The organism is Stenotrophomonas sp. MYb238, assembly GCF_009496535.1.
Lineage (GTDB): Bacteria > Pseudomonadota > Gammaproteobacteria > Xanthomonadales > Xanthomonadaceae > Stenotrophomonas.
Genome location: NZ_WIDL01000008.1, coordinates 60,737 through 73,953, shown reverse-complemented (window position 1 = coordinate 73,953; position 13,217 = coordinate 60,737). Strand labels below are relative to the sequence as shown.

Here is a 13,217-nt window from a genome sequence, read left to right as displayed (position 1 = left end):
AGGAACGCGGCGGCGCGCAAGGCGCGGGCGACGAGCGGCGGGGGTCCGCCGGTCGGGATTCAGGCGCGGCGAAGGGCCGGTGGGGCGTGGGCGGGCGGCGTGTGGCAGGGCCGCCCGCGAGCCGGTGGAACGGACGCAATGGCGGATGGGACGTCGCCGTCGATGCGCTTGGCGCATGCGTGCCATGCCGGCGGCATGGCAGCCGCATGGCGGGTGCTGCGCCCGGTCTCGCCATCGGATTCGGGGATGCCGACCTGGTGCAGCGGCAGATCCAGATGAGGCGGGGGAAAGCCGTCCAGCCCGGCTGTGGGCGGGAGCTGGATGCCGGCATCGTGCACGGCTCCGGATGCGGTTCCGCTCCACAGCGCGGCCAGGCCGCAGATCAGTACGAAAAGGAGCGACAGCCATGGACGCCCGGCCGGCCGGAATGGCGCGGTCGGGCCCCGGCCGGCGGTCGGGCAGACCGTCCGGTAGCTGTCGAGAAGCGGATGCATAACGCTAAGTTAAACAATAATGATTCGCATGTCCATGATCATGCGATGCCTGCCCGGGTGGCGAGCCCGGGCGCCCGCCTCAATCGCGGTCGTCGCGGGCCCAGATCCCGCCGTCTTCCCGCTTGACCTGGAACTTGGGCACCGGCGTGTAGGCCGGGGCGCACAGGGCGCGGCCGTCGCGGATGTCGAAGCGGGCGCCGTGCAGGATGCATTCGACGCTGCCCTCGGCCGGATCGAGGTTGCCCGAGGACAGCTCGAATTCCTCGTGCGTGCACTGGTCCTCCAGCGCGTACAGCTCGCCGTCCAGGTTGAACACCACGATGGGCGCGCCGGTGACGTCGTCGAAGGCGGTCTTCATTTCGCCCGGCAGCAGTTCGTCGCTGGCGCAGACATAGGTCCAGGCCCCGCTCACGCCGCCGGCTCCAGCTGCTTTTCCAGGATCTCGAAGCGCAGGTCGTCGCGCCTGGGAATGCCGAAGCGTTCGTTGCCGTAGGGGAACGGTTTCTTGATGCCGGTGCGTGCGTAGCCGCGGCGCTCGTAGAAGGCGATCAGTTCGTCGCGGCAGTCGATCACCGTCATCTGCATGGTCGCCAGCCGCCATTGCGCGGCCACGTGGTGCTCGGCCTGCCGCATGACCTGCTTGCCGACGCCGCCGCCCTGCGCGGCGGGGCTGACCGCGAACATGCCGAAATAGCCGTGGCCGTCCTCCTCGGCGATGTGGCAGCAGGCCAGCAGCCGGCCGGCCTGCTCGGCCAGCAGGATCGCGCTGCGGGGGCGGGCGATGTCGGCGAGGATGCCTTCGGCGTCCACCCGCTGGCCGTCGAGGATGTCGGCCTCGGTGGTCCAGCCCGCGCGCGAGGCGTCGCCGCGATAAGCGGACGTAACCAGTTCGATCAGCGCGGGGACGTCGTCCGCCGTAGCGGTGCGGAAGGTGAGGGTATGCATGCCGGCAATTGTAGCGACGCCCTGCCGGCGGCGGCGCAATCGCTCCGGGTAGGAGCGGCTTCAGCCGCGAAAAGGCCTTCCCGGGAAAGCCCCATCGCGGCTGAAGCCGCTCCTACGGGGAGCCGGGGTCAGCCCAGCAGCGCTCGCACCTTCTTCAGCGCCGCCATGAACGCCTCGATTTCCTCGTGCGTGTTGTAGAACGCCAGCGAGGCGCGGCAGGTGGCGGCCACGCCGTAGTACTGCAGCAACGGGTGCGCGCAGTGCTGGCCGGAGCGGATCGCCACGCCCTGCAGGTCGAGCAGGGTGGCCAGGTCGTGCGCGTGCGCGCCTTCGACCAGGAAGGACACCACCGCGGCCTTGTGCGGGGCGGTGCCGAAGATGCGCACGCCGTCGGCGCGCTGCAGCTCCTCGGTCAGGTGCGCGAGCAGTTCCTGCTCGCGTGCGGCGACATGGTCGCGGCCCAGGCCGTCCAGGTAGTCCACGGCCACGCCCAGGCCGACGAAGCCGGCGATGTTCGGCGTGCCGGCCTCGAACCTGTGCGGGGCATCGTTGAACACGGTGCCGTCGAAGCTGACTTCCTTGATCATCTCGCCGCCGCCGAGGAACGGCGGCATGTCCTGCAGCAGTTCGCGGCGGGCCCACAGCGCGCCGGTGCCGGTCGGGCCGCACATCTTGTGGCCGGTGACGGCGTAGAAATCGCAGCCGATGGCGGCCACGTCCAGCTCCAGGTGCGGCGCGGCCTGCGAGCCGTCGATGACGGTGACGATGCCACGCCTGCGCGCTTCGCGGCAGATCTCGCGGACCGGGTTGATCGTGCCCAGCACGTTGGAAACGTGGGCCAGCGCCAGCAGCTTCACTTCCGGCGTCATCGCCGCGCGCAGCGCGTCCATGTCCAGGCTGCCGTCGGGCGCGATCTCGGCCACGCGGATGGTCGCGCCGGTGCGCTGGGCGACCAGCTGCCACGGCACGATGTTGGCATGGTGTTCCATGCGCGAGACCAGGATCACGTCGCCGCCCTTCAGCCGCGGCAGCGCCCACGAGTAGGCCACCAGGTTGATGGCGAAGGTGGTGCCGCTGCACAGCACCAGCTCGTTGGCGCGCACGTTGAGGAAACGCGCCAGCTTGGTGCGCGCGCCTTCGTAGGCATCGGTGGCCTCGGTGCCCAGCGCATGCACCGCGCGGCTGACGTTGGCGTTGTAGCGGCGGTAGAACTCGTCCACCGCGCCGATCACCGGCACCGGCTTCTGCGCGGTGTTGGCATTGTCGAAATACACCAGCGGCTTGCCGTTGACCTCGCGCATCAGCAGCGGGAAATCGGCGCGTACGCGCTCCCAGTCGGGGGCGCCGCCGGCGGCCGGGGCGTTGCCGGAAATCGGGCGCGGAGAGGAAAGGTTCATGCCATGCCCGCCTGCTGCAGCGCCTGGTCCAGGTGGCGGACCAGCGTTTCGGTGAGGATGCCGTCCACCGCCGCCAGCGGTTCGTGGCAGAACGCAGCGCTGAGCATGGCGCGCGCCTGCTCGGCCGGCACGCCGCGCGAGCGCAGGTAGAACAGCGCGTTGGCGTCGAGCTGGCCGACGGTGGCGCCGTGCGCGGCCTTGACCTCGTCCGCGTCGATCACCAGCGTGGGCTGGGTGTCGATCTCGGCATCGGCGGACAGCAGCAGGTTCTTGTTGGACAGGTTGGCATCGGTGCCGTCGGCGCCTTCGCGGATGTGGATGCCGCCATGGAACACCACGCGGCTGCGGTTGGCGGCCACGCCGCGCCACAGCAGTTCGGCGCCGGTATCGCGGGCGATGTGCTCGATGCCCAGGCGGGTGTCGATGTGGCGGCGGCCGGTGCCCAGCAGCACGCCGTTGGCGACCAGCCTGGCGTTGTCGCCTTCCAGGCGCACGTTGAGTTCGTGGCGGGTCAGCGCCGCGCCCAGTTCCAGATCGATGCGGCGGTACTGCGCGTCGCGCGCCAGCACCGCGTCAGTGCGCAGCAGCGAGGTGGCGCGGGCGCCGTCGGCCTGCACGCGGGCATGCGAGAGCCGTGCCTCCTGGGCCAGGTGGACGTGCACCAGGGTGTTGTCCAGGTGCGCGCTGTCGCCGGCCTGCAGGTGGTGCTCGACCAGGTTCAGCGAAGCGCCGCGGCGCAGTTCGACCAGATGCCGGTGATGCCAGGCGCGGTCGGTTTCATCCGGCGCACTGACGAACACCAGATGCAACGGCGTCCCGCTGGCGGCGCCTTCGGCCACCTGCACCAGCACGCCCTCGTCGGCGAGCGCGGCGTTGAGCTGGGCGAAGATCTCCTCGGCGCGGTCGAAGCGGCGTTGCAGGAAGCGCAGGGCCTCCGGCTCGTCCTGGCGCGCGGCCGACAGCGTGCGCACCCGCACGCCGGCATCCAGCCCGGACAGGTCGCTGAGCGCGTCGCTGGGGCGGCCGTTGACGAACACCAGGCGCGGTGCCGGGATGCCGGCCAGCAGCGCGGCGTCGATGGCCGGCGCCTGCAGCGGCGCGGCGCTGAAGCTGCGGCGTTCGAGCTGGCGCAGCGAGGTGTACTTCCAGGCCTCGCTGCGCGCGGCGGGCAGGCCGGCGTGCAGTGCGGCATCGAGCGCCTCGCGGCGCTCGTCGCTGCCGCAGAAGGTGGCAGCCAGCGATTGCAGGAGCGGGCTCATTACTTGGCCGCCTCGCGCACCACGCGGTCCTTGAGGAAGTCGTAGCCGTGCGCTTCCAGTTCCAGCGCCAGTTCCGGGCCGCCGCTCTTGACGATGCGGCCGTCGGCCAGCACGTGCACCACGTCCGGCTTGATGTAGTCGAGCAGACGCTGGTAGTGGGTGATGACCAGGAACGAGCGCTCCGGCGAACGCAGCGCGTTGACGCCGTCGGCCACGCTCTTGAGCGCGTCGATGTCCAGGCCCGAGTCGGTCTCGTCCAGGATCGCCAGCTTCGGCTCCAGCACGGCCAGCTGGAAGATCTCGTTGCGCTTCTTCTCGCCGCCGGAGAACCCCTCGTTGACGCCACGGTGCAGCAGCTCGTCCTTCAGGTGCAGCACGGCCAGCTTCTGCCGCACCAGCTTGAGGAACTGCATCGAATCCAGTTCCGGCTCGCCGCGGCTCTTGCGCTGGGCATTGAGCGCGGCGCGCAGGAAGTAGGTGTTGTTGACGCCGGGGATTTCCACCGGGTACTGGAAGGCGAGGAACAGGCCGGCGGCCGCGCGCGCCTCCGGCTCCAGCTCGAGCAGGTCGTTCCCCTCGAACCGCACGCTGCCGTCGGTGACTTCATAGCCGTCGCGGCCGGACAGCACGTTGCCCAGCGTGGACTTGCCGGCGCCGTTCGGCCCCATGATGGCGTGCACTTCACCGGGCTTCACGTCCAGCGAGAGGCCCTTGAGGATTTCCTTGCCGGCGATGCTGGCGTGGAGGTTGTCGATCTTCAGCATTGGGGGTAGTCGTCTTGTTCGTAGAGGGTCGGGCGCGCGCTTCAGCGGGAATCGTCCGCAAGGAAGTGCGCGCGCAGGTAGGCGGTGCGCTGGCGGGTGAGCTCGGCCTGGGCGGTGGCGTATTCCAGCAGGTAGATCGAGCCGTACTCGACCTGCGCGCTCTGGCCCTCGGCCAGCGGGAACTGCGCCGCCAGGTCCGCGTCGCGCAGCTGCACCCACAGCCGTTGCGCCGCCTTGAGGCGCTCCACGGCGACGGGCTGGTCCTTCATGGAACGCAGGGCCTGCCCGTAAGTGGCGTTCAGTTCGGCATCGGCCCGGCCCAGGTCGTCGAACGCGCACTGGTTCATTTCCAGCTGCGAGCCATCGGCGTTGCAGGCCGGCTGCGCCAGCGAAGGCAGCGCCAGGCCCAGCAGGAGCGGGGCCGCCAGGAGCGCGAGGCGGCTCATCCGACCGAGCCTTCCAGCGACACTTCCAGCAGCTTCTTGGCTTCCACCGCGAATTCCATCGGCAGTTCCTTGAACACCTGCTTGCAGAAGCCGTCGACGATCATCGACACCGCGTTCTCCTGGTCGATGCCGCGCGAGCGGCAATAGAACAGCTGGTCGTCGGAGATCTTGGAGGTGGTGGCCTCGTGCTCGACGGTGGCACCGGGGTTCTTCACCTCGATGTAGGGGAAGGTATGGGCGCCGCACTTCTTGCCGATCAGCAGCGAGTCGCACTGGGTGTAGTTGCGCGCGCCATCGGCCCCGGCGGCGACCTTGACCAGGCCGCGGTAGGTGTTCTGGCCGCGGCCGGCGCTGATGCCCTTGCTGACGATCTTGCTCTTGGTACGCTTGCCGACGTGGATCATCTTGGTGCCGGTGTCGGCCTGCTGGCGGTGGTGGGTGAGCGCCACCGAGTGGAACTCGCCCACCGAATCGTCGCCCAGCAGCACGCAGGACGGGTACTTCCAGGTGATGGCCGAGCCGGTCTCCACCTGCGTCCAGGTCACCTTGGCGCGGGCGCCGCGGCATTCGGCGCGTTTGGTGACGAAGTTGTAGATGCCGCCGACGCCGTTCTCGTCGCCCGGGTACCAGTTCTGCACCGTGGAGTACTTGATCTCGGCATCTTCCAGCGCCACCAGCTCGACCACCGCGGCGTGCAGCTGGTTCTCGTCGCGCATCGGCGCGGTGCAGCCTTCCAGGTAGGAGACGTGGCCGCGGTCCTCGCAGATGATCAGCGTGCGCTCGAACTGGCCGGTGTTGTTGGCGTTGATGCGGAAATAGGTGCTCAGCTCCATCGGGCAGCGCACGCCCTTGGGCACGAACACGAAGCTGCCGTCGGAGAACACCGCCGAGTTGAGCGCGGCGAAGTAGTTGTCGCCCACCGGCACCACCGAGCCCAGGTACTGGCGGACCAGGTCGGGGTATTCGCGGATGGCCTCGGAGATCGAGCAGAAGATCACGCCCTTGTCGGCCAGTTCCTTGCGGAAGGTGGTGCCGACCGAAACCGAGTCGAACACCGCGTCGACCGCCACGCCGGCCAGCTTGGCGCGCTCGTGCAGCGGCACGCCGAGCTTGTCGTAGGTGTCCAGCAGTTCCTTGGGCACTTCGTCCAGCGACTTGTACTTCGGACCCTTGGGCGCGGAGTAATAGCTCAGCGCCTGCAGGTCGATCGGGCCGATCTGCAGCTTGGCCCAGTCCGGCTGGCGCATGGTCAGGAAGTGGCGGTAGGCGTCCAGGCGCCACTGCGTCATCCACTCCGGCTCGTCCTTCTTGGCCGACAGGGCGCGGATGATGTCCTCGTCCAGGCCCGGCGGCAGTGACTCCGATTCGATGTCGGTGACGAAGCCGGCCGCGTACTTGCGGCCCAGCTGTTCGTGGATCTCGCGGTTGGGGGTGTCGGCGTCGCCGACATTTTCGATGGTTTCGGTGGCCATTAGGCTGCCTACGTAATTCAGGAAACGATGCTGACGTCGATGCGGCGACGGTCAGCGAATGGGAGAGGGTGCAGCATCTGCGCCAGGGTCACGCCGCGCAGGGCGTCGGCGACCACGTCGTTGATCAGCCGCCAGTTGGAGCGCACGCCGCACTGGCTGGCGATGCCGCACTGGCTCTGGCCCTGGCTGCACTCGGTGATCGCCAGCGGACCCTCCATCGCCTCTACGATCTCGATCAGGCTGATCTCGGTGGCCGGACGGGTCAGGCGGTAGCCGCCGCGCACGCCGCGCAGGCCCTCGACCAGCCCGGCCTGCGCCAGCGGCTTGAGCAGCTTGCTGACGGTCGGCGGCTCCAGCCCGGCGGCCTCGGCCAGTTCGGTCGCGCTCAGCACTTCGTCCGGCCGTGTGGCGAGCACGGTCATGACGACGCTGGCGTAGTCGGTGAGCTTGGTGACGCGGAGCATGGGTGCGGCGTGGAAATCAATGTGGACCGAAATTGTACGCTTTTGTGCGCGGCGCCTCAAACCCGGCCCGTGGCGAGGCGTTGATGCAGGTCAAACGGCCCCTGATCGGGCGCCGGGCTTGGGAAGCCTGCGCGACTGCGCGAGAATCCCCCTTCCCATCGTTTCCCGGCCATGTACATGCCCAAGAAGATCCAGGCGCGCAAATCCACCATCCACGGCAATGGCGTGTTCGCGCTGGCGGCCATCGCCAAGGGCGAGCGCGTCATCGAGTACAAGGGCCTGCGCCGTACCCATGCCGAGGTGGACGCCGACGATGCGGGCGACGTGGAAAGCGGCCATACCTTCCTGTTCACGCTGAACGATGACTACGTCATCGACGCCAACCACAAGGGCAACGACGCGCGCTGGATCAACCACAGCTGCGACCCGAACTGCGAGGCGCTGATCCAGGAAGCCGAGGGTGACGACCGCACCGCCGACAAGGTGTTCATCGAGGCGATCCGCGCCATCAGGCCGGGCGAGGAACTGACCTACAACTACGGCATCACCCTGGCCGAGCGCCATACCCCGCGCCTGAAGAAGATCTGGGAATGCCGCTGCGGCTCGCCCAAGTGCACCGGCACCATGCTGCAGCCCAAGCGTTGATCTGGAGCGGGGAAGGAGGAAAGGGGAGCGGGGAAGGGGTGTGCGCCAGGCGTTTCGTGCTCACGACACGATGATTTCCCATTTCCCATTTCCCATTTCCCATTTCCCATTTCCCATTTCCCACTTCCCAGGCTGGCCTCAATTGCCCGGCAGCCCCTGCGGCAGCAGCCTGCCGAGGTCCTGGTTGAAGTCCACCGCGATGCGGCCGTTCTCGATGCCCACCGACTTCACCTGCAGCGCGCCCATCACGTTGGCGATGGCCGGGTCGATGCGGTAGATCGGCTCGCGGCGCGCGTAGTCGGCCAGCCAGGTGTTGAGCAGGCTGCGCGTGCCCGAATCGAGCTCGGCGCCGGCCATCGCCGGGCGGAAGGTGTCGATGGTGGGCTGTTCCAGGTGGAAGCCGCGCGTGGCCGCGTCGTAGCGCAGGCCGCTGCTGAGCTGCACGTTGCCCACCGGCATCGGCGCGCCGCCGGCGGCGGCCATGGCCAGGTCGAACTGCAGGTTCAGGCGGCTGCCGGCCGGCAGCGCCAGCCGCGGCTGGCTGACCGTCAGCGCGAGCAGGCCGCCTAGCGCCTTCTGCGAGCGCGGGAAGTTGCCGTCCAGGTAATGCTGCACGTCGGCCGCCTCGACCATGAGCCTGCGGCCGCTGACCTGCGGCGAGGCGTGTGCGCTGGTCGCCATGACCACGCAGGCGATGGCGGGCAGCAGCAGGGAACGAAGGTTCATCGGATCGGCCTGGGTGAGTGCGGCGGGAGGAAGGCACGATACCCGGAAACGGTGAATGGCCGGTTAGCGGAGCGGCACCGCCGCCGCGTTCACTGCGCGTCGCGCAGCGCCTGCAGTTTCGCGATCAGGCCGTCGAGCTCCGGTTGCAGCGCCGCCAGCGGGTGGCCGTCCTCGCGCGCCGCCGCGGCCAGCGTCTCCAGCAGGCCGGTGGCCACCACCACGCCGGCATCCTCGTTGCAGGACAGCCGCCGCTGCCGCTGCGCGCCTTCCAGTTCGCGCATCCAGTTGCGGGGGCTGCGCTGTTCGAATTCGATGGTGCAACGGCCGCTGCACTGCAGGCCATCGGCCTCGATCGGCGTGACGGTGATGCGGTAGCGGTGCTTGCTGCTGGACATGGCATGGGCGCGACGGGGGAACTGGCGACCACCATAGGCCGGGCACGCAACGGGGGCGAGGCGCCGGCCCATGACGCTGTGTTCCAGTGCGGATGCGCTGGCGCCCCGCGGTTTGCACTGCCAATCGTGGGGCCCGTCTCATGGGTCTCCACACCCCGCGCCCTTTGGCGCGCCCTCCCATTTACGGGGCTCACTCCACGTGCATCCCGGTGGCCGCCAGACGGATTGCAGCCATTCCGGCAACGGATTGTCGTGGTCCCTGTGGTTGCGCCATGGCGGATGAACGAACCGCTTTCGGAGAGACGCCGCCTGCCGTGGCGGCCGTGCAGCAAGCCGCTGGAAGCGGTTCTGGCGTTGCTCGCCGATGGTCCGCGGGAGCGCCATCGGTGGCGCAAAAAAAAACGGGACGGCAGGGCCGTCCCGTTTCTTCGCCGAAGGGCGCGCGGATCAGACCGCGGCGTCCTTGAGCTTCTTGAGCGGGCGCACCTTGATCTTGGTGGAGGCCGGCTTGGCGGCGAACCACTGCTCTTCCTTGGTGAACGGGTTGATGCCCTTGCGCTTCGGCTTGGCCGGCACGTTCACGGTGGTGATCTTCAGCAGGCCCGGCAGGGTGAAGCTGCCCGCGCCCTTCTTGTTGACCGATGCGGAGACGGCGCCTTCCAGCGCGGCCAGGACGGAGCGGACATCCTTGGCGGCGACGCTGGTCGCTTCGGCCAGATGCGCAACCAGGCCCGACTTGGTCAGGGCTTCCTTGATCGGCTTGGGAGCGGCCGGCTTGGCGGCTGCCTTCGTAGCGACTTTCTTCGCTGCCTTCTTCGGGGCAGCCTTCTTAGCGGTCTTTGCCATGATTTCCTGTTCCGTGAACGGTTGGTTGTTGGTCGTGCCGACCCCGTCGGCAAGCGAAATGTAGGGCATGCGCGGGGCATCGCCAATAGGGAAAGGCACAAAAACCCCATAAAAATCGCATTCCCCCACTTTCCCGCCCGGCCATGGAGCGGTGCGGGCGGGAAAATGCGGCGGCCGCGCAGGTTTCCGCCGGGCGGCCGACGACCCGCGCGGTCCCGGCCGCGGCGACGCACAAGACGCTAACGGGCGCTGCCCTACGCTGCGGTGACCATCCACGCACAGGAGACGCACATGGGTATTTCACGCCACGCCACCGCGCACTGGGAAGGCGACCTCAAGAGCGGGCAGGGGCGCTTGAGCACGCCGCAGAGCGGATTGATGGAGAACACGCGCTACGCTTTCTCCAGCCGTTTCGGCGACGAGAAGGGCACCAATCCGGAGGAACTGATCGCCGCCGCGCACGCCGGCTGCTTCACCATGGCGCTGTCGGCGAAGCTGAGCGAAGCCGGTTTCCCGCCGCGTTCGCTCGACACCCGCGCCGATGTCGACCTGTCGATGGAAGGCGGCCCCCAGCTGTCGCAGATCCGGTTGAAGGTGAAGGCGGTGGTGCCGGGCATGGACGAGGTGAAGTTCCGCGCGGTGGCCGACGATGCCAAGCAGAACTGCCCGGTGTCCAAGGCGCTGAGCGCGGTGCCGATCAGCCTGGAGACCGAATTCGAAGGCTGATCCGCCGGCCGGGCCGGTGTGCGCGCCGGCCCGGCGTTCCGGTTCAGGGGCGTTTCACGCGCCGCGCCGGAGCATCCATCCATCCCACCCCCCGCCGGTACGGCCGCCATGTCCCGATCGTTGCCTCTTGCAGGTGTCCTGGTACTCGGTTGCCTGCTGGCCTTGCCCGCCACGGCGCAACGCTACGACGACGGCCGCTATCGCCCGCAGCCGGCCGCCGGCGACTGGCGCCGGGACGATGGCCGCTACTACGGCGACAACGGCCCGGTCTACGACTACGCCCGCGTGGTGCGGGTGGATCCGGTCATCGTCGGCGACGGTGGCCGCCAAGGGCAGTGCTACGAGCGCAACGACGGCGATTACGTCTACGGAGCGGACGGCTACCGGCAGGATCGCCGTGACGTGCGCGATTACGGCGACGACCGTTACGAAGGCGGCTACCGCCAGGGCAACGAAGGCGCGCGGCAGGTCGCCACGGTGATCGGCGGCCTGGCCGGCGCCATCATCGGCAGCCGCATCGGCGGCGGCGACGGGCGCTATCTGGGCACGGCCATCGGCACTGTCGCCGGCGGTGCCGCCGGGCGCGCGATCTACGATGCGAACAACCGTCCGGTCTACCGCCGCGCGGACGTGCGCGTGTGCGAACCGGCACGCGATGGCTATGGGTACGAAAGCGAACGCGTGGACGGTTACGACGTCACCTACGAGTACGCCGGCCGCGAGTACCACACCCACCGCGACTACCACCCCGGCGAGCGCATCCGCGTGCGCGTGGACGTCAGCGCCGACTGATCCGCGACGCGCCGTCCGCCGCTGGCGATGGCCGCGGACTTCGCGCCGGCCTCGCGCAGGTCGCGCCGCGGCCTGCTTCGCGCTCTGGTTTGTCACCTCTGGCCGATGGCGGCATAGTCGCCGTTCCCGTTGGCCAGGAGTGTCTCCGCATGCGCCGTACCGCCGCCTGTCTCGCCGTCCTGCTTCCCTGCCTGCATCCGGCATCGGCTTCGGCCGACGTGCGGGTGCTGCTCGCCGATACCATCCACACGGGCGATCCGCAGCAGCCCACGGCCAGCGCGCTGGCCTGGGACACGGACGACGGCCGCCTGCTCGCGGTGGGCGAGCGCGCCGCGGTGCTGCAGCGCTACCCGAAGGCCGCGCGCATCGACGCTGGCAGGGTCACGGTGGTGCCGGGCCTGATCGACGCGCATGCGCACCTGGTCGGCCTCGGCAATGCGCTGGCGCAGGCCGACCTCACTGGCGCGCGCAGCCGCACCGAGGTGGTGGAGCGCCTGAAGGCCTTCGAAAAGACGCTGGCGCCGGGCGAATGGCTGTTGGGCGCGGGCTGGGACCAGAACCGCTGGGACGACACGGCGTTTCCGACCGCGGCGGATCTGGATGCGGCGTTCCCCGAGCGGCCGGTGTACCTGGAACGCATCGACGGCCATGCCGGCTGGGTGAACGGCGCGGCGCTGCGGATCGCGGAAAAAGCCGGCAAGCCGCTGTCCGGCGACTGGCAACCGGAGGGCGGACGCATCCTGCGCGACGCCGCCGGCAAGCCGACCGGCGTGCTGGTGGACGGCGCCTCGTCGCTGGTGGGCGCGCATATCCCGGCGCCGGACGAAGCCGTGCGCGAGAAGCGCCTGCAGGCCGCGGTGCAACTGGCGGTCAGCAACGGGCTCACCGGCGTGCACGACATGGGCGTGTCGCGTGGGGACCTGGCGGTGATGAAGCGGCTGGCCGACCAGGGCAGGCTGCCGCTGCGCATCGATGCCTACGCCGACGGCAACCACGGCGCGCTCGACGACCTGTGCGCCAACGGCCCGTACACCCATCCGGGCGGGCGCCTGCAGATGCACGGGGTGAAGCTGTTCATGGATGGCGCGCTGGGCAGCCGCGGCGCGGCGCTGCTGGCCGACTACAGCGACGATCCGCACAACCGCGGCCTGCTGATGACCTCGCCGGCGGATTTCGAAGCGGCGGTGCGCAAGGCCGATGGCTGCAAGGTGCAGGTCGCCACCCACGCGATCGGCGACCGCGGCAACCGCATCGTGCTCGACACCTACGAGAAGGTGCTGGGCGCGCACAAGGACAACGACCACCGCTGGCGCGTGGAACACGCGCAGGTGGTGACGCTGGAGGACATCCCGCGTTTCGCCCAACTGGGCCTGATCGCCTCGATGCAGCCCACCCACGCCACCTCGGACATGGGCTGGGCGGAGCAGCGTGTGGGACCGGAGCGGATCAAGGGCGCCTATGCGTGGCAGCGCTACCTGCACAGCGGCGCGCGCCTGGCGCTGGGCTCGGACTTCCCGGTCGAGCAGGTCGATCCGCGCCTGGGCCTGTACGCGGCGGTCACCCGCCAGGACCGCGACGGCCGCCCGCCCGGCGGCTGGCAGCCGGAGCAGCGCCTGAGTGCGGCCGAGGCCCTGCGCGGTTTCACCAGCGATGCCGCGTACGCCGGGCACGACGAGGCGCAGGTCGGCCGCCTGCGCAGCGGCATGCGCGCCGACTTCGTCGTCTTCGATCGCGATCCGCTCGACGAAGCCGGCGGCCGCCTGGATACGCTGAAGGTGCTGTCCACCTGGGTCGACGGCGAACCGGTCTACCAGGCCGCGCCGCCGGCCAACGAGGGATAAGTACC

The 13,217-nt window shown here is 69.4% G+C and carries 16 protein-coding genes; 4 read left to right on the top strand and 12 right to left on the bottom strand.

Translation table 11 applies throughout. The features are described from left to right. Positions 1-59: 59 nt before the first annotated feature. The 9 genes from CQ393_RS07365 to CQ393_RS07325 form a co-directional block, all read right to left on the bottom strand. A complete protein-coding gene (locus tag CQ393_RS07365) occupies positions 60-494 on the bottom strand; it encodes a hypothetical protein (protein ID WP_153190910.1) in 435 nt (144 codons plus the stop codon). A 79-nt stretch (positions 495-573) separates the two neighbouring features. Continuing rightward, positions 574-906 (bottom strand): non-heme iron oxygenase ferredoxin subunit, encoded by a 333-nt coding sequence (locus CQ393_RS07360; protein WP_343199798.1) that lies wholly within the window; start codon positions 904-906, stop codon positions 574-576. Next, entirely contained in the window at positions 903-1,439 is a 537-nt protein-coding gene (locus CQ393_RS07355) for a GNAT family N-acetyltransferase (RefSeq protein ID WP_153190909.1), read from the bottom strand. Before CQ393_RS07355 ends, CQ393_RS07360 begins: the two co-directional genes overlap by 4 nt. A 128-nt stretch (positions 1,440-1,567) precedes the next feature. Further along, positions 1,568-2,836, bottom strand: a complete 1,269-nt coding sequence (locus tag CQ393_RS07350) for a cysteine desulfurase (RefSeq protein WP_153190908.1) — start codon at positions 2,834-2,836, stop codon at positions 1,568-1,570. Next, complete coding sequence (gene sufD / locus CQ393_RS07345) at positions 2,833-4,095, bottom strand: Fe-S cluster assembly protein SufD (RefSeq protein WP_153190907.1); 1,263 nt, start codon at positions 4,093-4,095, stop codon at positions 2,833-2,835. Before sufD ends, CQ393_RS07350 begins: the two co-directional genes overlap by 4 nt. Continuing rightward, a complete protein-coding gene (sufC, locus tag CQ393_RS07340; protein WP_153190906.1) occupies positions 4,095-4,859 on the bottom strand; it encodes a Fe-S cluster assembly ATPase SufC in 765 nt (254 codons plus the stop codon). The genes sufD and sufC overlap by 1 nt, the downstream gene beginning before the upstream one ends. 41 nt (positions 4,860-4,900) lie before the next feature. Then, entirely contained in the window at positions 4,901-5,305 is a 405-nt protein-coding gene (locus tag CQ393_RS07335) for a lysozyme inhibitor LprI family protein (protein ID WP_153190905.1), read from the bottom strand. Beyond that, positions 5,302-6,777: a Fe-S cluster assembly protein SufB gene (gene sufB / locus CQ393_RS07330; protein WP_153190904.1), complete on the bottom strand. Its 1,476-nt coding sequence runs from the start codon at positions 6,775-6,777 to the stop codon at positions 5,302-5,304. Before sufB ends, CQ393_RS07335 begins: the two co-directional genes overlap by 4 nt. 17 nt (positions 6,778-6,794) lie before the next feature. Continuing rightward, positions 6,795-7,241 carry an SUF system Fe-S cluster assembly regulator gene (locus CQ393_RS07325; protein WP_153190903.1) on the bottom strand — a complete coding sequence of 149 codons (447 nt, stop codon included), beginning with the start codon at positions 7,239-7,241 and terminating at the stop codon, positions 6,795-6,797. A gap of 177 nt (positions 7,242-7,418) precedes the next feature. Between CQ393_RS07325 and CQ393_RS07320 the strand changes: the two genes are divergently transcribed. Then, positions 7,419-7,886 carry an SET domain-containing protein-lysine N-methyltransferase gene (locus tag CQ393_RS07320; RefSeq protein WP_153190902.1) on the top strand — a complete coding sequence of 156 codons (468 nt, stop codon included), beginning with the start codon at positions 7,419-7,421 and terminating at the stop codon, positions 7,884-7,886. A gap of 138 nt (positions 7,887-8,024) precedes the next feature. Here CQ393_RS07320 and CQ393_RS07315 read toward each other — a convergent pair whose 3' ends face one another. The 3 genes from CQ393_RS07315 to CQ393_RS07305 all read right to left on the bottom strand — a co-directional run bounded on the left by CQ393_RS07315 (position 8,025) and on the right by CQ393_RS07305 (position 9,853). Beyond that, on the bottom strand, positions 8,025-8,612 hold the full coding sequence (locus CQ393_RS07315; protein ID WP_153190901.1) for a DUF1439 domain-containing protein: 588 nt from the start codon (positions 8,610-8,612) through the stop codon (positions 8,025-8,027). An 89-nt stretch (positions 8,613-8,701) separates the two neighbouring features. Further along, positions 8,702-9,007, bottom strand: coding sequence for a DUF3861 family protein (locus CQ393_RS07310; protein WP_153190900.1), 306 nt, complete (start codon positions 9,005-9,007; stop codon positions 8,702-8,704). A gap of 447 nt (positions 9,008-9,454) precedes the next feature. Next, positions 9,455-9,853: an HU family DNA-binding protein gene (locus CQ393_RS07305; RefSeq protein WP_153190899.1), complete on the bottom strand. Its 399-nt coding sequence runs from the start codon at positions 9,851-9,853 to the stop codon at positions 9,455-9,457. Positions 9,854-10,144: 291 nt separating this feature from the next. Here CQ393_RS07305 and CQ393_RS07300 point away from each other — a divergent pair, with 291 nt between their 5' ends. The 3 genes from CQ393_RS07300 (at position 10,145) to CQ393_RS18045 (ending at position 13,212) form a co-directional block, all read left to right on the top strand. Next, complete coding sequence (locus tag CQ393_RS07300) at positions 10,145-10,579, top strand: OsmC family protein (RefSeq protein WP_153190898.1); 435 nt, start codon at positions 10,145-10,147, stop codon at positions 10,577-10,579. A gap of 108 nt (positions 10,580-10,687) precedes the next feature. Then, positions 10,688-11,371 carry a glycine zipper 2TM domain-containing protein gene (locus CQ393_RS07295; protein ID WP_153190897.1) on the top strand — a complete coding sequence of 228 codons (684 nt, stop codon included), beginning with the start codon at positions 10,688-10,690 and terminating at the stop codon, positions 11,369-11,371. Between the two features lie 149 nt (positions 11,372-11,520). Next, positions 11,521-13,212, top strand: a complete 1,692-nt coding sequence (locus CQ393_RS18045; RefSeq protein ID WP_194269607.1) for an amidohydrolase — start codon at positions 11,521-11,523, stop codon at positions 13,210-13,212. Positions 13,213-13,217: the final 5 nt, after the last annotated feature.

What these genes read in the sequence shown, in the direction of transcription:
- CQ393_RS07365 (WP_153190910.1), bottom strand. Translation starts at nt 494, where the DNA reads ATGCATCCGCTTCTCGACAGCTACCGGACGGTCTGCCCGACCGCCGGC.
- CQ393_RS07355 (WP_153190909.1), bottom strand. Translation starts at nt 1,439, where the DNA reads ATGCATACCCTCACCTTCCGCACCGCTACGGCGGACGACGTCCCCGCG.
- CQ393_RS07350 (WP_153190908.1), bottom strand. Translation starts at nt 2,836, where the DNA reads ATGAACCTTTCCTCTCCGCGCCCGATTTCCGGCAACGCCCCGGCCGCC.
- sufD (WP_153190907.1), bottom strand. Translation starts at nt 4,095, where the DNA reads ATGAGCCCGCTCCTGCAATCGCTGGCTGCCACCTTCTGCGGCAGCGAC.
- sufC (WP_153190906.1), bottom strand. Translation starts at nt 4,859, where the DNA reads ATGCTGAAGATCGACAACCTCCACGCCAGCATCGCCGGCAAGGAAATC.
- CQ393_RS07335 (WP_153190905.1), bottom strand. Translation starts at nt 5,305, where the DNA reads ATGAGCCGCCTCGCGCTCCTGGCGGCCCCGCTCCTGCTGGGCCTGGCG.
- sufB (WP_153190904.1), bottom strand. Translation starts at nt 6,777, where the DNA reads ATGGCCACCGAAACCATCGAAAATGTCGGCGACGCCGACACCCCCAAC.
- CQ393_RS07325 (WP_153190903.1), bottom strand. Translation starts at nt 7,241, where the DNA reads ATGCTCCGCGTCACCAAGCTCACCGACTACGCCAGCGTCGTCATGACC.
- CQ393_RS07320 (WP_153190902.1), top strand. Translation starts at nt 7,419, where the DNA reads ATGCCCAAGAAGATCCAGGCGCGCAAATCCACCATCCACGGCAATGGC.
- CQ393_RS07315 (WP_153190901.1), bottom strand. Translation starts at nt 8,612, where the DNA reads ATGAACCTTCGTTCCCTGCTGCTGCCCGCCATCGCCTGCGTGGTCATG.
- CQ393_RS07310 (WP_153190900.1), bottom strand. Translation starts at nt 9,007, where the DNA reads ATGTCCAGCAGCAAGCACCGCTACCGCATCACCGTCACGCCGATCGAG.
- CQ393_RS07305 (WP_153190899.1), bottom strand. Translation starts at nt 9,853, where the DNA reads ATGGCAAAGACCGCTAAGAAGGCTGCCCCGAAGAAGGCAGCGAAGAAA.
- CQ393_RS07300 (WP_153190898.1), top strand. Translation starts at nt 10,145, where the DNA reads ATGGGTATTTCACGCCACGCCACCGCGCACTGGGAAGGCGACCTCAAG.
- CQ393_RS07295 (WP_153190897.1), top strand. Translation starts at nt 10,688, where the DNA reads ATGTCCCGATCGTTGCCTCTTGCAGGTGTCCTGGTACTCGGTTGCCTG.
- CQ393_RS18045 (WP_194269607.1), top strand. Translation starts at nt 11,521, where the DNA reads ATGCGCCGTACCGCCGCCTGTCTCGCCGTCCTGCTTCCCTGCCTGCAT.